The sequence below is a fragment of the Effusibacillus consociatus genome, assembly GCF_042652925.1.
GTDB classification, from domain to species: domain Bacteria; phylum Bacillota; class Bacilli; order Tumebacillales; family Effusibacillaceae; genus Effusibacillus; species Effusibacillus consociatus.
Genome location: NZ_JBHSHC010000060.1, coordinates 16,612 through 34,344 on the forward strand (window position 1 = coordinate 16,612; position 17,733 = coordinate 34,344).

At 49.6% G+C, this 17,733-nt stretch carries 13 protein-coding genes and 1 pseudogene; 3 read left to right on the forward strand and 11 right to left on the reverse strand.

What is annotated here, in order from left to right:
* Positions 1-102: 102 nt before the first annotated feature.
* The 7 genes from kamE to ACFO8Q_RS08700 all read right to left on the reverse strand — a co-directional run bounded on the left by kamE (position 103) and on the right by ACFO8Q_RS08700 (position 9,630).
* Positions 103-855 (reverse strand): lysine 5,6-aminomutase subunit beta, encoded by a 753-nt coding sequence (gene kamE, locus ACFO8Q_RS08670; RefSeq protein WP_380025376.1) that lies wholly within the window; start codon positions 853-855, stop codon positions 103-105.
* Entirely contained in the window at positions 852-2,480 is a 1,629-nt protein-coding gene (kamD, locus tag ACFO8Q_RS08675; RefSeq protein WP_380025377.1) for a lysine 5,6-aminomutase subunit alpha, read from the reverse strand. The genes kamE and kamD overlap by 4 nt, the downstream gene beginning before the upstream one ends.
* Positions 2,410-4,053, reverse strand: a complete 1,644-nt coding sequence (kamC, locus tag ACFO8Q_RS08680) for a lysine 5,6-aminomutase reactivase ATPase KamC (protein ID WP_380025378.1) — start codon at positions 4,051-4,053, stop codon at positions 2,410-2,412. Before kamC ends, kamD begins: the two co-directional genes overlap by 71 nt.
* An 81-nt stretch (positions 4,054-4,134) precedes the next feature.
* Positions 4,135-5,151 (reverse strand): lysine 5,6-aminomutase reactivase subunit KamB, encoded by a 1,017-nt coding sequence (gene kamB, locus ACFO8Q_RS08685; protein ID WP_380025379.1) that lies wholly within the window; start codon positions 5,149-5,151, stop codon positions 4,135-4,137.
* Positions 5,152-5,161: 10 nt separating this feature from the next.
* Complete coding sequence (gene kamA, locus ACFO8Q_RS08690; protein ID WP_380025389.1) at positions 5,162-6,487, reverse strand: lysine 2,3-aminomutase; 1,326 nt, start codon at positions 6,485-6,487, stop codon at positions 5,162-5,164.
* 61 nt (positions 6,488-6,548) lie between these two features.
* A complete protein-coding gene (gene kdd / locus ACFO8Q_RS08695) occupies positions 6,549-7,601 on the reverse strand; it encodes an L-erythro-3,5-diaminohexanoate dehydrogenase (protein ID WP_380025380.1) in 1,053 nt (350 codons plus the stop codon).
* Positions 7,602-8,142: 541 nt separating this feature from the next.
* Positions 8,143-9,630, reverse strand: a complete 1,488-nt coding sequence (locus ACFO8Q_RS08700; protein ID WP_380025381.1) for a sigma-54 interaction domain-containing protein — start codon at positions 9,628-9,630, stop codon at positions 8,143-8,145.
* Between the two features lie 138 nt (positions 9,631-9,768).
* On the opposite strand from ACFO8Q_RS08700, the gene ACFO8Q_RS08705 reads away from it, so the two are divergent.
* From ACFO8Q_RS08705 to ACFO8Q_RS08715, 3 genes are read left to right on the forward strand one after another with little or no spacing between them, the layout of a single operon-like run.
* Positions 9,769-10,248 (forward strand): LytS/YhcK type 5TM receptor domain-containing protein, encoded by a 480-nt coding sequence (locus ACFO8Q_RS08705; protein ID WP_380025382.1) that lies wholly within the window; start codon positions 9,769-9,771, stop codon positions 10,246-10,248.
* Positions 10,248-10,673 (forward strand): histidine kinase dimerization/phospho-acceptor domain-containing protein, encoded by a 426-nt coding sequence (locus tag ACFO8Q_RS08710; RefSeq protein ID WP_380025383.1) that lies wholly within the window; start codon positions 10,248-10,250, stop codon positions 10,671-10,673. The genes ACFO8Q_RS08705 and ACFO8Q_RS08710 overlap by 1 nt, the downstream gene beginning before the upstream one ends.
* Positions 10,654-11,028 (forward strand): ATP-binding protein, encoded by a 375-nt coding sequence (locus tag ACFO8Q_RS08715; RefSeq protein WP_380025384.1) that lies wholly within the window; start codon positions 10,654-10,656, stop codon positions 11,026-11,028. The genes ACFO8Q_RS08710 and ACFO8Q_RS08715 overlap by 20 nt, the downstream gene beginning before the upstream one ends.
* Positions 11,029-11,049: 21 nt before the next feature.
* Here ACFO8Q_RS08715 and ACFO8Q_RS08720 read toward each other — a convergent pair whose 3' ends face one another.
* The 4 genes and pseudogenes from ACFO8Q_RS08720 to ACFO8Q_RS08735 all read right to left on the reverse strand — a co-directional run bounded on the left by ACFO8Q_RS08720 (position 11,050) and on the right by ACFO8Q_RS08735 (position 16,997).
* Positions 11,050-12,318 (reverse strand): methyl-accepting chemotaxis protein, encoded by a 1,269-nt coding sequence (locus ACFO8Q_RS08720; RefSeq protein WP_380025385.1) that lies wholly within the window; start codon positions 12,316-12,318, stop codon positions 11,050-11,052.
* Positions 12,319-12,501: 183 nt separating this feature from the next.
* The gene (locus ACFO8Q_RS08725) at positions 12,502-14,742 is read right to left on the reverse strand and encodes an S-layer homology domain-containing protein (protein WP_380025386.1); all 2,241 of its coding nucleotides are present in this window, start codon (positions 14,740-14,742) and stop codon (positions 12,502-12,504) included.
* A 98-nt stretch (positions 14,743-14,840) separates the two neighbouring features.
* Positions 14,841-15,302: a YwiB family protein gene (locus ACFO8Q_RS08730; RefSeq protein WP_380025387.1), complete on the reverse strand. Its 462-nt coding sequence runs from the start codon at positions 15,300-15,302 to the stop codon at positions 14,841-14,843.
* A gap of 79 nt (positions 15,303-15,381) precedes the next feature.
* Positions 15,382-16,997 (reverse strand): annotated as a pseudogene (locus ACFO8Q_RS08735) (bifunctional metallophosphatase/5'-nucleotidase).
* Between the last annotated feature and the right edge of the window lie 736 nt (positions 16,998-17,733).

The window sequence follows — 17,733 nt, forward strand, 5'->3', positions numbered from 1 at the left end:
GTAATACATTACCGTATTGCCAGGAGATTTGCGATATTAAAAATGAATGACCATTCAGAATAAAACGCCTTGTAGATTCCTCAGACCCCTTTTTGGTCCGTCTTACGAAGTTTTTCGCAATCTTTCTGATAATTCTTGTACAATAAAAGATGCAACATCGGGTGCTAATGTTCCAGGACCAAACCCGGCGTCATAACCCAGCTCCAGCGCCAGTTCATGGGAGATTCGCGGCCCGCCGCACACAAGCACCAGCTTGGAGCGAAGCCCTTCCGCCTCCAACAGATCCACCAGTCGAGTCAAATTGGGCAGGTGTACATCCTTCTGGGTTACTACCTGCGAGACAAGTATCGCGTCCGCTTTCAGTTCGATCGCTTTGGCCAGCAATTCCTCGTTTTCCACCTGTGCTCCCAGATTGTAGGCATCTATCATCGGGTATCGTTCCAATCCGTATTCCCCGGCATACCCTTTCATATTAATAATGGCATCAATTCCGACCGTATGAGCATCCGTTCCGGTGCAGGCACCGATCACCACGATCTTGCGTCCGATATGCTTTTGAATGTACTCATTTATTTCTTTGAAATTCATCCGTTTCGAGTTCGTCTTGACTACTTTGATTTGCGTAAAGTCAACCGTATGACGGCATTTTCCGAACAGAATGAGAAACGTTACACCTTCCCCAATATCCTGAGCATGCACGACTAGAGGTTCAGCAAGGCCCATTCTGATCGCAAGCTGTCGAGCGGCCTCTTTCGCTTCTTCTCCGTATGGGACTGGCAGGGAAAAGCTCAATTGGACCATCCCGTCATCCATCGTATCCCCATAAGGACGGATTCGGGTGAGATCAGCCTTCATACGGACGCCTCCTTAGCGGGACCCGGCACCTCTGGTGCCTTGACCCGACTTGTGCTCTTTGGGTGCTTTACCAGCCCCAATTCCAGGTGCATCTGCTCTTCAATCGGGTTGTAGTAACGCTCGTCACGCATGAAAACTCCCGATAAACCCTTTCCGCCCGTCGTGGTCCTTTTTACGTCGGCGAACATGCCTTTTGCCAGGGCTTCAAAAAGCCCGATGGATTGGATTTGCTCCAACAGATCAGTCGCTTGATCCAATACCTGTTGGGCACGGCGGGCAATGATTCCATCCCGCTTATATTCAATCTCATCATGCAAATGTCTGGCATTCTTAAAGATATACCTGGCTGCCTCAATGGCCAAATGGCGCTCATGAATCAAGGGAGTGTGAATCGCTTCCGTCATCATCCCGAGCAGTTGAATTCCCTGCCCCGTCATGATTCCCACCATATTGAAAAGGGCATCCTGCACATGACCACGGAAAATATTACCGGTCATATGTTTGGTGGGAGGCATATATTTAAGCGGTGCTTTCGGAAAAATCTCGCGCGCCATCTGCGCTTGGGCCAATTCCAGCAAAAAGCCGTCTTCCAGTTCCGGATTCATCTCAAACGCATGCCCCAGCCCCATCTGCTCTTCTTTCAGTCCGGAGCGAAGCGCGAGCTGCTCGTTAATAAACTGGGACGCCAACACAGTATGAGCCGCCTCAACCGCATCTGCCGTCGTCAAGTAGTTGTCTTCGCCCGTATTGATAATCACCCCTGCAAATGCATTGATCATGCGGGAGAAATTCTGGTCAACCAGTGTTCGCTGCATGTTAATGTCCCGGAACAAAATCCCGTACAGGGCATCATTGAGCATCACGTCCAGTCTTTCAAGCGCCCCCATTGCAGCAATCTCCGGCATGCAGAGACCCGAGCAATAATTGCAAAGCCGGATATACCGGCCCAGTTCTTCCCCCACCTCATCAAGCGCCTGTCGCATGATTTGAAAATTCGCCTGGGTGGCATACGTTCCCCCGAAACCTTCCGTGGTCGGCCCGTAAGGCACATAGTCCAGCAGAGACTGACCGGTTGAACGAATCACTGCAATGATATCCGCCCCTTGCCGAGCAGCCGCCCGGGCTTGCACCACATCTTCGTAGATGTTGCCGCTTGCCACAATTACATAGATATAAGGCTGGGGACTGTCTCCATATTTTTGCAAAAAGGCGCTTCGCTGGTTTCGGTTCTCCCGAATTCGATCCAAGGATGCGCGGGCTAACTCGGCCCCTTTTTCCCAAAGTTTTTCTTCCGGAAGTTCATCCAATGCAAACAGATTCAGGTTGCCGCTTGCCACCGCTTCCCCTACTTCCCGGATCGACCAGCCTTTCTGCAGGATCGCGTTAAGAACGGGACGGGATACTCCTTCTGCCAGTCGTCCCTGTTCCTTTACATGGTCGACGACAACGTTAGGCAGCGGGATCCCATCCGCATCGACTCCGTCCAATCCAAACAAACGAAGGACTGTTCGTTCCACCGCTACCGTACTTCTTTTCTCGATATATCGAGTCACATCATCTGCAATCGCCGCTGCGAATTGTCGCGCTTGAGCAATTTTTGCCTGTTCCAGGTTCAGCTTGCTCATCGAAATCCCCCTTTCGTCCCGGATGTTTATGATTTGTATCCAGCCACTGTCTTGAATACGACAGAATCTCTGTCCGCAATCCCAACAGTTCTGCAATTCGAAGCGATTCCAGTTCGATTCGGGCTGTGTCCGCCGAAACGATCCGGCGGTCAGCCAGACCGGCCACCCGCCACCGCAGCAAGCCTTCTTGAGCGGCCACTTCGGCCACTCCCGCATAGTGCGTGGCAAACAATACAATCCAGTCGGACCTTTGCAAATATCGTGTCAAGCCGACCGCCAACGCCTCTCCCTCCAGGGGATTTGTCGCCCGTCCGACCTCATCAAGCAGCAGGAACACGGTTCCTTCTGCTTTCAAAATGGTCGAGAGCCGTACGATTTCCCCGCCAAAGGTGGAGAGCCCGTTTTCCATCGATTGCGGGTCTCCCCCTACAAAGCGGATTCGATCGACAGGTTGAAAATAAAATGTTTCGGCAGGCACCGGCATTCCGTATTGGGCCAGCGCCTGTAGCAGGCCCGCTGTCCGCAGGGCCACTGTTTTCCCGCCCATGTTGGGGCCGGTCAGCACCGATATCCCCCGTTGCAGCCGGAAAGAGATTGGCGTAATCTGTGATCCTTTCTGCTTTAATGCTGCAGAGAGCACAGGGTGACAGGCATTGACCGCCTCCCAACGATCTTCCGTCCAAACAGGAGCCTTCCAACCTAACCGATCGGCCGTCAAAATTCGGGTCAGCAGCCAATCCAGCCGCCCCCATGCGGCTTCACACTTGCGGAATGTATCAATATGAACCGCCAATAAACGGGTCAATTTTGCCAGTAATTCTTTTTCCCGGTCAGCCTCCTGCTCTGCTGCCCGCTGAAATTCGTCCAGCAGAGAGATGGTCTCTGCCCGGTCTTGCACGCGGAAGATCACATCCCAAGATGTCTCACCTTGGAGCATAAGGTCTTGATCCGCCTGCGACCGTTCAATCATCTCCCGGTCATCACGCGACCAGATATACTCACGTTCCCTATTCGGCATGCGACCGTATCTGCTTTTCAGTTCGTCCTGCTGCTCCTTCCGTATCCGGTCAATTTCATTCTGCAGTCTCCGCTTTCTTCCCCGAAGTTCTTGCAGCACGGGATCATAAGAATCATCCAGGGAAAATTTCGGAGTCATGTCCGCTTCCGAATTCAGGATGCGAATGACTGTATCCCATTCAACGTCTGGCCACCAGGGGAAACGGATGTGCACCAACTCATCGAGCAGCTTTCCGTTCCACATCCACTGTTTCCACTTAAACAAATCCCCCGTTTGTAAGACGACACCAGCATCCACCTGTTGAAAAATCGGTTCAATCGTCCTAAAGGCAGCAACCGTTTTTTGCAGACGCTCCGCCCATTCGACATCCTGCAGAGCCGTTTGCAGATTCGTAATGCAGCGGCAGTCCTCCTGCCATTTCTCTTTTTCGGAAGGGCGAAAAGGGCGGACTTGGGACTGCCAAATCCTTCCCAGTTCAGACAGAGGCTGAAACAGGTTCCACGCATAGTCCCACGCAAGATGTTCCCGAGTTTCCTGATCCATAAACTCTGTCATTTCGAATCCCCCTTACTTCTGCATTGTGTTTTCGGGTCCCCATTAAAGTACTCGGATTAATCTTCGAAGGCTCGCTTCACTTTAATGGGAATGTATACTATCCACCACCGGGAGCCCCTCTGCCACTTCCGTAATGGCTTCCAGTAAATCCTTTTGCGGCAAACGATACCCCTCTACCGACATGGAATTCACTGTCACCGCTGCAATTCGAATCGACCGTTCCGCCAAGATGCGGGCCCCTTGTCGCTCAAACCGTTTCCATCGGGCAAGTGAGCCCATCATATGTGTTCCGTCTTTTACTATCAAAGTCTGAACCGCACCCTCCAACATGTCTAACACACGGTCTGTGACAACGCCGGGCATTGCAACCGCCGCAGCCCCCTCCGGCCAATTGGGATCCGATTGAGGATGCAGCAAAAAAGGGCTTACCCCTTTGAGCACCCGCGCCGGAATATCGGCAGCCCCCGCCACAATACAGTCTGATGTTCTTGCCAAGAAAGCCAGCTCCCGCTGCCAATCCTCCGTTATTCCGGGCATTCGGAGCCGGGCCAAAGCGGATCTCGTTTCTCTCGCAACATCCGCGACAGTTCTTCCGACGCTCGCTCCCGTGCATACCACAATCCCGTCTGCGAGATCTGGCGTGGCACTGGCGATTCGGTCAAATGCACCGTCAATGATTTGGAGCTGAGGAACCCATTTTTCAAGTTTGGAAAGGATCTGTCTTGCATGCTCCACCAGCCGGACTCCCGCTAAGACCACACTGCCCGCTTCCACGACACGCGCTATGAAAATCTCCCCCATAGCAGAAGGAATTCCGGTGGCCTCCAACAGTTCCAGCCTGGCATTGCCTTGTTCAAGAGCGTCAGCCGCAGTCGCAAGCATTGTCCCGACAGGAGCTTGTACAGACGGCTTTTCCACTCCGATCAATGCGTCAAAACGCTCCCCGTCCACTCCAATACTCTGGAGGGACAGGGAGACGCCTGCTTGTGACGCTTCTTCTATAATCGTATTCATCGCGGTTGTTTTTCCTGCATGCTTCGCCAGCCCGATGATCGCCAACCGGCGAACTCCCGCTGCTTGCACGTGTTCATACAGCATACAACGACCCCTAATCTACCATCGGCAATTCATCATGATGCGGACGGCGATCTGCCCGTTTCAGTCCTTTCGGCTCGATCCCAACCGCTTGGTCGTTCAGCAGCTTCGCGACCCCGATCGCTTCTTCTTCATGGTTATGTGTACATGTCGGCGGGCATCCTTTATCTTCATAGGTCGGTTCATGGTAAACCGAAATCACGCCCTCGAAGTTGCGCAGCACCACCTTCCCGTGCCCTTGCGAGATCAGATACTGCGGCATCACCGGGACCTTGCCGCCGCCTCCCGGTGCATCAACAACGAAGGTAGGCACTGCATAACCGGAAGTATGGCCGCGAAGCTGCTCCATGATCTCCAGACCTTTCGATACAGTTGTCCGGAAATGCTGAATTCCTTCCGACAGGTCGCACTGATAGATGTAGTAGGGACGCACGCGAACCTTCACGAGTTCGTGCATCAGCTTCTTCATGATATGAGGACAGTCATTAACGCCGCGCATCAGTACAGTCTGGTTCCCAAGCGGAATCCCTGCATCCACAATCTTCTCGCAGGCAGCCTTTGTTTCAGGCACGAGTTCGGCCGGATGGTTGAAATGCGTATTGATCCAGATCGGATGGTACTTCCGCAGCATCTTTAAGAGGTTGTCAGTAATCCGCTGCGGGAACACAACCGGTGCCCGGGTTCCGATCCGAATGATCTCGACATGGGGGATTGCCCGCAGGTTTGAGATAATGTATTCCAAAGTTTTATCGTTCACAAGCAATCCATCGCCGCCGGACAGCAGGACGTCCCGAATTTGCGGATTGCGCCGGATATAATCGATCGCCTGATCCAACTGCTGCTTGGGTACCGACTGCCCGGGAACCCCTGAAAAACGACGACGGGTACAATGACGGCAATACATCGAACATTGATTGGTGATCAAAAACAGTACCCGGTCCGGATAACGATGTGTCAACCCGGGTGCCGGAGCGTCCTCGTCTTCATGCAGGGGATCTTCCATGTCGTAAGGTGAACGGGTCATTTCATCTGACAAAGGCACCGCTTGCAAGCGAATCGGACAATTCGGATCGTCCGGATCCATCAGCATCGCATAAAAAGGAGTGATGCGCAGTGAGATGGTCTCCTTTACATGCTTAATCCCTTCAATTTCACTTTCCGTCAGGTTAATGACCTTCCCGAGCTGATCCAGGTTGTTGATCGTATGGGTCAACTGCCACATCCAATCGTTCCACTGTTCATCCGTAACATCTTTCCAAAGCTCAATATCGCGAAAATGGCGCTTCTTCTTCCCAAATGTTTGCGGCAGATTACGAAACGCTTGGTTGAGATCATCCATTGTTTGACTCATGAAAAAAAGCCCCCTCTTGTTTGGTTCTCACCGGATCCTTCCGGTCTGATCACTTGCCGTAACGTTCCGAATAAATCGCACGAAGCTCCGGATTGTCTCTCACAAGCTGCAGAGCAAGTTCTGCGTGCCCCTTTGTGTAGCCGTTTCCGATCAGCATCGTGACATCCTTTCCGACCCCTTCCGCCCCCAATGCGGCTGCCGTAAACGACGTGGCCATCGAGAAAAAATAGATGATTCCTTCATCCCGGGTTGCGAGAATACTCGACATCTCAGTGCCGGGTATGTTCACACAATTGATGGTCAGATCCGAAAGTTTTCCTTCAGTGACTTCTCGAACCGCGTCGAATACAGCAATTGGGTCGCTTGCATCGACATCCAAAACCACATCGGCCCATCCGAACTCCCGCAACTGACTGCACGCTTCTTCTCCACGGTCAATTGCGATTAGACGGCCTGTCCTGTCACCACCTGCGTCCAAATTATCGCGAGCTTGTTTTAATACGAGTAAACCTGATTTTCCGGAAGCACCAAGTACAACTACCGTTTGCCCGGTCTCCACAAGCTTCTTTGTTTGGGCAGGGGCACCGCACACATCCAGAACGGCCAATGTAACTTTTAATGGAAGATCTTCCGGTACCTTGGCGTAAAGCCCACTTTCAAACAATGTCGCCTTCCCCCTGATGTCAACCTGACCGGATTGTTGATCAATGTGCTGGATCTCTTCTATAAAAAGGGGGGTTAATGACAGCGATACAAGAGTGGCAATTCGATCACCCGGCTGCAAGTCGATTCGTTGTTGCAAATCCTCTCCGATCTCTGCTACCGTTCCGATCAGCATTCCACCGGAACCTGTCACCGGATTGTGATGTTTGCCTCGTTCGTTCACGATCCGCTTCATGATCCTGCCGATCGCCTCCGGTTCCCCGTTGGCTTCCTCTTTGATTTGCCTAAAGGAAGCGGAATCAATGTTGAGGGTTTCCACATTGATCAAAATCTCATTGCTCCAACATTCCATCGTGTTATCGATGCGCCAGGCCGGCTGCGGCAGAACTCCTTTCGGTTCCAGTACTCTGTGGAGCCCGTAGCGGTCTCCTTTTTTCATAAGACACCTCCGTAATGGGCCCATTAAAGTGACGATAAGCTTCGCAGCAAACTCCGAGTACTTTAATGGGGACCCAAATAAAATCTCGGCCACACAAAGTGAAGTGCAGCTTTGTAGTGAATTCCGAGTACTTTGTGGGGACCCCGAAACATGAACCCACCCGGGGGACCCGAAAATAACTCTTCAAGCATTAAAGTGAAGTGAGCTCTGTGTTGTAAAGAATTCTTACTAATCTGATAATGCAATTCTCGTGCCAACAATAAAATGCCGAATATCCGGCACTTCAGGAACAATAAAACAAGGATTGGGTAGGAATAAGACAGGGCTAGCGTATGGAATCAAAGCAAACTGGACTGCAGAGAACAAGGATTGCGGAAAAATGCGGGGAGTTGACGAAATAACTTCCCCACCGAATAGTTGAGACTTTCCTTCACCCAGTAAAAAAAACTTGGCTCCGCCAAGACTCTGGCGCAGGTGAAGCCAAAGTTACACCCACCAAGGTGACGAGCACCTTGGCGGGCCCCGGTTGCCCGGCCCTTTCTTACTTTTTCTTCCCGATTCGATATTGTAACGTCTGACGGGGGAGCCCCAACAGTTTGGCAGCTTGCAAAACATTCCCTTTGGTTTCTTCCAGGACAGCTTCCGTAATCATTCGCTCCATCTGATTCAAAAAATCGCGGAGCGGAACACCCGATCTTTTAAATTTCTCCATCAGGCTCCAGTCATCACGCTCTACCGGCATACCCACATTCTGCCTTGAATGGTGGGCGACCGCTTCCACATTTTTCTCTTGGGAGTATCCTCCTTGGCCTTCCACAGCCTTTACAATCTGCCATGGCAGCAGCTCGATTCCGATCTCCCGCCCTCGAACGAGAGTCATCGCACCTTCAATGGCATGCTGCAGCTCCCGTACATTGCCCGGCCAATGGTAGCTCATAAACATCCTTTCCACATCTTCTGATACCCGCACTACCTGCTTATCAAATTTCTCGTTGTATATCGCAAGGAAGTGTTCAGTCAGAAGAGGAATGTCATGTTGGCGTTCCACCAGTTTCGGAAGATAAAGGGACACGACGTTTAAGCGATAGTATAGATCTGCACGAAGCAGCCCTTTTTGAATGGCCTCCAACGGATCCGTATTGGTGGCCGCAAGTACCCGGACATCCACCTGAGTGATCTTGGTATCCCCCACCCGGCGAACCAGACCTTCTTGCAAAACCCTTAACAATTTTGCCTGCAGCTCTAACGGCATGGAGTTAATCTCGTCCAGAAAAAGGGTCCCGCCATTCGCCAACTCAAACAGTCCCGGACGATTCTCCGCCCCCGTAAAGCTCCCTTTAACTGTTCCAAACAAGAGCCCTTCCAACAGAGTGGCCGGCAGGGCCGCACAGTTTTGAGCGATAAACGGCTTCTTTCGTCGTGCGGATAAATTGTGGATTGACTGTACAAACAATTCTTTCCCGGTCCCGGTCTCCCCGCAAACCAGTACGGAGGAATCCGTTGTAGCAGCCCGTGCCGCCAATTCTTTCATCTGCAGCATTCGGGGGTCGCATGTGACAATATCGTCAAAAGTATACCTTGCTTCCATCGATGGCCAGGGCTTCGCTTTTTTCGGTTCTACTATGCTGGCTTGCAGATCGATTAATTTTTCGGCAAGTTCTTTTACCTGTGTCAGATCTTTTGATACTTCAAGCGCCCCAACCAACTTGCCATTAGCAAAAATCGGCAGAGTGCTGTTCACCGTATGTACCGCTTTCCCGCGCACGGTCGTATACGTTTGTTTCACATACTCAAGCGGTTTTCCTGTGGACAGCACCTGGAGCAAAGTGCTCGTCTCGTTCTCCAACGAAGGAAATACATCCAGGACATGCTTTCCGATGACTTCTTCCGGGACAAGACCGTCAAGCCTCCCCGCCACATCATTGTAAAAAATGGTGATTCCATCCCGGTTGACAGCATGGATCCCTTCATCAATCGCCCCTAATATTGCATGGAGCATCTCCACCATATTCATCCCTTGAAGTTCCATTCCGCCTCTACCCCCATTTGGCTTCGCTAACTTAAATATGCATCAGTGCTCAATTTTCGGCAAGTGGATTGACAAAAAATGAGCATTTTTTATTTATATTTTTGAATATTCGCTTTATAATCAAATGGGGTGACGACTTTGACCGGAATCAGCAATCTTATACTTAACATCCTGTTCATTTTGTTTTCGATCTTTTTCTATTTCTGGATCTCTTCCCGACTCGAAAGCAAGTGGCATCAAAAACTTGCAACCGCTGTACTGTCCGGCTTCACGATTATACTGTGCATGACGTTTCCGTTTTTTGCAGAGTCCGGCTTTCGATTGGATTTGCGGATGGTTCCCTTATTAATCGGAATCCTCTATGGAGGCTATGGTACCGGCATAATTCTAACCCTGTTGCTGTTTGGGTACCGGTACTATTTGGGCGGAGCAGGTGTTCTGCAGACATTCGTTCTGTTGCCCCCGATTATTATCCTCGCATTTTATTTCGTAAAACGCTATCCAAACTATGATCCGCTGAATAGGGTTCTTTGCACCTTAATGATTGCTTTCTTTGGAACTGGCGGAATCCTCATCGCCAATTTTTGCAAATCAAAACTTATTCTGAGGATGCGGTAATGCATCTTTTCAGTTTTGGTTTCATCCAACTGTTCGCCATGTTTCTTTCTATCTACTTAATTGAAACCATGCAGGAAAATGCGAGAATGCGGCAGGAAATTCAACAAACAGAAAAGCTTGAAGTTCTAGGGGAACTCGCCGCCTCCATTGCCCATGAAATAAGAAACCCCATGACTGCTGCCCGCGGCTTTCTGCAGCTCCTGAAAGATCCGATTCACAACGAAAAGAGACACTGGTACGTTACTACTGCAATCGAAGAGCTGAACAGGGCGGAAGCCATCATTAACGATTACCTGTCTCTTGCGAAGCCGCAAATTGAGAAAGCAGAAGTGGCTTCTATCCGGGAACCCATCCAAGTATGTGGAAACTGCGATGACCTCGTATGCATTGATAAAAAATGTGGAATTGAGGACGACCGTCGATGACACGTTGCTGATTCGTGCGGATTTAACGAAACTGCATCAAGTCTTGATCAACATCATGAAAAATGGGATTGAAACGATGCCCGGAGGCGGATTGCTTCAAGTGTCCGCTTATCGAAAGGGTGACTATGCGGCAATTGAGATTTCGGACACTGGCGTCGGCATGACAAAAGAGGAGATCAAGCGGCTTGGGAACCCATTTTATTCGACAAAAGAAAAAGGGACAGGGCTCGGGTTAATGGTCAGCTATCGCATCATACAAGCCATGAACGGTAAGATTCAAGTGACCAGCTCAAAATCGGGAGGAACCCGGTTTCTCATCATGATCCCAACAGAACAAACCTCCGATTCCGTATAAAAATCGGAGGTTTGTTCTTTATTAGGTCACCTTGAACTGACTGATCATCTGCTGCAGATGCTGTGCGGAACGATTCAGGGAAGCGGCTGACATTGAGATTTGTTCCATCGAGGCCAACTGTTCTTCGGACAAGGCGGCAACACTTTGTGAATTCGTTTCCGTGTTCCCGGCAATTCGGGTCATCTCTTCGACTGAAGCAAGAACCTGCTCGGCCCCGGCCGACATTTGTTGAGAAACGGCCGATATCTCCTGAATCTGATCGGACACACGTCGGATGGATTGCACAATTTGTTCGAACGATTCACCGGCATTTTGAAACAAACTCATACCGTCTTCCACAACTTGGATGCCCTCTCCCATTGCTTTTACCGCTTTTGAAGTATCGGCTTGAATTTCTTGAATCAGCTTTGCGATCTGCCCCGCGGAGGCTTCGGATTGCTCAGCGAGTTTACGTACTTCATCCGCAACAACCGCAAACCCTCGTCCTTGTTCTCCTGCTCTGGCCGCTTCAATAGCGGCATTTAGAGCAAGCAAATTGGTTTGGGAGGCGATTCCGGTAATGACTTCAACAATTTGGCCGATAGCATGGGAACGTTCCCCGAGCAGCTTAACTACCGCCGCGGAATGATTCACTGATTCATAGATCGAATTGATTTGCCGGACAGCTTGTTGAACACACTCATTTCCTTGCTCTGCTTGATGAGACATTTCAAACGATGTTTCAGAAACAGTGGAAGAACTCTCGGCCACCCTTTGAATTCCGATGGCCATTTCTTGCATTGCGGTAACGCTTTCATCCGCTCCGCGAGCTTGTATTTCTGCACCGTTTGCCACTTCTTGAATCGCTGCTGCAATTCGGTTACCCGCTTCCGTACTGGCCTGGGCGCTTGCCGTTAACTGTTCCGACAAATTGCCCAATTGATACGAGGTGGCACCTACCTGTTTGAGAATTTTCTCCCATGTGTCGCTCATTTGGTTAATCGAACTGGCGATCGGCTTTAACTCCCCAACCTTCCCCAAGTCCAGTCGGACTCTGAGATCTCCGCGGGCAATGCTTTCGATATGCGAGATGATGCCGCGCATCGGGGCTACAAACCTTTTGTAATTCACAGCACTGATAACGGCCCCCATAAATCCGCCAGCTAAACCAATGAAGAAAAGATTGGTTGCAATAGCAGATCCCTTGATATCGTTCCCGTATATCACTCCAACCCCCGTCAGAGTGGATCCTAATGCAGCCAGAATAATTGACCGTACCATATAACGCGTTAATGATAAAGAATCCGACATCCCCTCTAACCCCCTTGTTTTGACCAGTCAGTATAGACGCTGTATTTTATTTATTCACAACAGCCTGATAATTTCCTGCTGAAAAATCCCCCGCCCGGTAAAAAAAAGACTCCGCCTCCCGCAAAGAAATCCAAACGAAAAAACGCCTTCAGTTCAATGAAACCGAAGGCGGGATGGAATAAGTTATTTGCTGATATAATATGGATAATTCTGTTTCTCTTTCATCTGCTCGATCACCTTGGCCAGAACAACTGCCGCCTGGGCTTTCGTAACGTTGTACTTCGGATTAAACTTACTGTCCCATCCGGTCATGATGCCGAGGGCATACGTAATTGCAATATCTCCCATATATTTCCCGTTTGAATCCACATCGCCAAAGTGATTTTTCAGCGTGTCCCTGGCATCCGCCAGTTTCGAATAGCCAAGTACGGTCGTTACGAGATCGGCCAATCCTTCACGGGTGAGGATATCTCCCGGTCGGAAGTTCTTCGTGTCCTTGTCAATCCATTTTCTTGCCGCTGCCTCTTCTATAAAATCAAAATTCGGGTCCGTCTTCGGAACGTCAGCAAAGGTTGCTTTGTCAACTATCCGCCGCGGCCCATCGATTGACAGCAGCAAGTACCGAATCATATCCCCGCGTGTCACACCGGCTTCCGGATTCAATTTTCCGTCTTCCACCTTGAATATCCCGCGTTCGGCAAAATACTGAAGCTGCTTTTCCGCCCAATGGCCCTTAATGTCTTTGATTTCAGCCGGTTCTACCGGAGCTTCTCCCCAGACGTTTACCCACTCTCCCGATACCGCATTGATCCACTGCATGGGCCCGTTGATGACCGGTGCATAAACAAGGGCCACTCCTTTAGGTTTTCCGGGCTCATAGGGAGTTTTCCCGTTCTCATAAATCGGGATATATTGCAAACGCAATCCGTATTTTTCGGCAAATTTGTTTTTCGCCGTTTCCGCACTGATCACATTCGTTTTCGGTTGGTAGTTCAGTTTTTCATCCCATCCCCAAGCACCCCAATATTCCTTCACTTCGCCTGTATTGGGGTCGATTCCGATTCTCATTCTGCCCTCGTTGTTTGGAATTCCGTTCACGAGCCGCACAAATTCAAACGAATAGTAGGGGCCCATTTTGAAATTCATCTTTTCGTCAGCCGCAGAGTTGAGCGCCAATTTGTCGATTTGGGCAGGCATTACTTTTTTGATAAACTCAATCGCTTTTTGTTTGGCCTGTTCGGATGAGACGGCCGGATTCTGCGGGAATTCACCCGGACCCTCACGGTATTCATGACGGTTTAATTCACGCAGCTCTCCGGTTTTTGCATCAATCGAAACGAAGGCCATGTTCATGGTTTTAAAGTTTTGCGGATCCCCTTTCCGGTACTGGAACCTCCATAGGTGCTGCCTGTCTTGATAACTGTCATAGGTAACGTTTTCAAGCGTATAGCCATCAAGCCCCAAATTATAGGAGGCAATTAGCTCCAAAGCTACTTCCTTCGTGATTTCCTTCGTGGTGATCGGGGCACCCGGTTTATCCGCCAACGGCTTTAATTCCATTGCCGGTGTGGTTGGCACCGGATTGCCGTCCATTCCGATTGCCTCCCCTTTGATTGCATCAATCATGGGGAATGGGCCATGGGGTCCATATGAATTCCATGGTCCATACAGAAGTTGAGCGTCCTTCGGCTCTCGTTCATAGGGTTTGCGAACGATTTGGTATTGAAGCTGCAGATTTAAAGCGTTCTTGAATACTTCTTTCGCTTTTGCTTCCGGAATCGATGTCTGCATCTTGGGGAATTGCAAGTTGTCCGTCCAGTTAAAAGAATAGCCCCGGATTTCCCCTTTGCCGTTGATTCGAATCGAAATTCCGTCCGACGGATAGGGGATTCCATTCTCAATCCGTTCAAACCGGAATACTTGCATCACACTTTTCGTTCCATAAGGCCCATACATATAAGACTGATCCGGAGAGTCGGCCTCTTTCACCAGGTCCGCCTTGTCCGGTGCATACTTTTTCAAATACTCGAGAGCTTTTTTCCTGGCCTCCTCACGGGAGATCGCGTTTTCAACCGTAGTGTCGTCTTTTTCATAGAAATCGAAGTTTACAAGAGTCCCCTTAGCGGCATCGACTACAACGCTAATCTGTCCTCCTTCATAGCGTCCGTCCTTAATAAAATGGAGCATCCAGACACTACCGCGCCCAAAAGGCCCATTCCCGTTTTTCGCATCATGAAAAGATGCGTTTTGCAGCTTAAAATCTTCCGGGATTGTGACAGATTTCCTTGCGATTTCTTCTGCTTGACTTTGTGTAATGGACGATGCTGCTGCGACCGGCGCTTCTGCAAGTGCTGCATAAGGCACTGATGTGAAAAGCATTCCCAGTGTAAGTGCTGCTGCGGTAGTGCGTTTCAACTGTTTCATACTTTTCCTCCTCTTTCCCCTCAGGTCATCCAAATTCTTTCAAAACTGGAATACTATTTATTCCCATAGTTTTAGACGTTTGAATAGGAGAAAAAGTTTCACTTTTTGGAAATATTTTTTGAGGCAGCAAAAATCGGTTCTTGTCGTTTTACACGCAATTCCAGCTCCATACGAGTCATTGCACCGCCAATGTCCATGTTATATCCAACCCGCAGAAATCCGCCTTCCGGGGTAAAATCGTGTTCCAAGTGAAAAGTATCAATTTCGATTGGAAGAATGCCATGCGGAGTGACCAACGCCGTCCTCTCAGCAGACCCCATTTTGAACAAAGCCCGCAATCCCGTCTCGCCCTGCCGTATCAAGGAAACCTGTTCAGGCTCGACTTTCCATATGGTTTGTGTCCCTGTCTCTCCATCTTCACTTGCTTCAAGGTAGCTTAAATAAAAAGAAGTTCCTTTTTGATACAAAAAACCGCCTTCACGTGAATCATACGTTTGGGCGGTTCCGTCCTCCAACGTCTGACTTGTATGAATCTCGATTCTCACCGGAACCTTGTTCACCGGATCACCCCCACTCTCCTACTGTAACAAAAAGAGAGAGACCTGCACAAACCGGCAGGTCTCAAGTAATGAACGGAAGTTATTTCAGTTTTACAATCCGGCCTTCAACCGAATAGGTGAACGGCTGAGGAAGCTGTTTGACGTAATTCACGAGGGCATCAATATCCACCGGGCCTATTTCTTTATTGGTTCCTGCAAGCAATGCGGTATATCCGTCCCCTCCGGCAGCCATAAAGCTGTTAACTGTAACCGTATAAGTGGCATTCGGGTCAATCTTGGATCCATTCGGCAGGAAGATGTCGACGATTTTGGATCCGATCCGTTTCGTGTTGTCCCATGTATATTTCAAACCGGAAATCTGCAGGGTTTTCTGTCTGGAACCGAATTGCTGTTCCAGCAGTTCCCGTATTTTTGCACCGGTCAAGTTCATTTTGACCAGATCGTTATTGAAAGGTTGCACCGTGTAGAGTTCCCCCCAGGTCACTTCACCCTGGTCAATGCCGGCCCGAATCCCCCCGGGGTTCATAAATGCAAAATCGGTGTTCATCGTCCACCGCATGGAGTCTGCAATGAGATTTCCCAAAGCAATTTCTTGATAGTAAACATTGTCGTTGCCGAGATTAGCGGCAGATACTCCAATCACTTCATTGATGATCGGGGCCACTTTTTCTTCATATTGTTCTATCATGCTCTTAATTTCCGGATCCGGTTGAATTCCCTCCTGGTAAGTAGTAACGATTTCCGCTTTCTTGCTTACGATATCCTTGGTTCGGGGATCAGTTTCCAAATCTACATCGGAGAATGCGGTTCCGTAGGAGTAGGATTGAACAAGCAACTTTCCGTCCACCACGGTATTCATATAAGCGTGATTATGACCGCCAAAAATAACATCGATATCATCGTCAACCTGATTTGCCATATCCACTAATTCATCGGTAGGATTGCTTCCGTCAAAATTGGATCGGCCCGGAACGTGAGCCAATACTACCATCGCGTGCACTCCCTGCGCTTTCAATTCGGCTGCCGCTTTGTTATCGCTTCCGCCTCATCAATAAACTCGACTTTCGCTACGCCGCTTGGAATGACGATATTTGGTGTCTCCGTAGTTACGACCCCAATAAATCCGATCGGCATGCCGTTCACTTTCTTAACCACGTATGGCGGAAGAATTGGCTGTTTGGTGTCCTTGTCAAGAACGTTTGCCGCTACATAGGGGAAATTGGCGCCTTCAAAATCACCTGTTTTCGGATGGTACCCCCCGTAAATCAGACGCATCATTTCATCGACGCCCTCATCAAACTCGTGATTCCCCGGTGCACCTACATCGAACCCAAGAGCATTAAGAATTTCGATGGTCGGTTCATCCTGGAGCAAAGCGGAGACCGGAGCGCTCGCTCCGACAACATCCCCGGCGTGGACGAGAAGAGTATTTTTGTTTTCCGCTTCGCGTTGTTTCAAGTACGCAGCCAAATAGTCCGCACGCCCCACATTTTTCCCGCCCACTTGTCGGGTCACGTTGAGCTGCCCGTGCAGATCATTGATCCCAAGCAGTTGGACCTGAATAAAACGATTTTGATAGTGGTCGTTATTTTCCGGAACTTCCGGCACTTCCGGTTGTGCGGCTGCCACCGGGCTTGTCCAAATGGCAAAGGAAAGAACAGCAGCAGGAAACGCTTTTTTCAACTTCTGAATCATTGATAGGATCCCCATTTTTACCCCCTCCCGACATCTACGAATCCAGTTCAACCTCTTCACTCTCTTTCAGGTTACCTGTCGTTCGTTAAGTAAAGATTAAGATTCTGTTAAAAAATATCAACAGGGCCAGGTTGCCAAAAAGCAAAACCGCCATCCCACGCGAGTTGGCGGTTTTATTTGTTCATCTGCGTACAAATACCGAAAAGCCGGAAACTGCGGTGGTTCGTAAAGCAAACACTTCCTTAAAGTTATTCGTCAAAAGACATCTTCTGGCACGAGCAAACCGTCTTCCCACTCTTAAAAACCGATCACAAGGTCTGGCGCTCCCAATTATTCTGACAGCTGTAATGCGTCGAGGTGACCCTGGTCTCAATGGGTTCGTGGACCAAGCCACAAGCACTATGTCAGGTTGTCTTGGGATCTGTGGCTGACTTGCACCCGGCATGGATGACCCTCCTTTACTCAGATCTCCATATAAGAAATGCATTGGGAGATCAATTTGAAAGGGACATATGCCTAAATAAAACTGGAAAGAGATCTTCCTCGAATGGGTCACCCGTGCCATTGGAAATGGGCACTACCCAAATAGAATGTCCAGAATCGATCCCAATTCCCCTGCTTTCTTCCCGGACAGAACGTCTGGATTATACACCTCCACACATCCGCATAAGACTCTCGGAATTAAAATTTCCTTACAGGCTCTAGTCTCTTGACTAGGGCCATTTATTGTTTCACC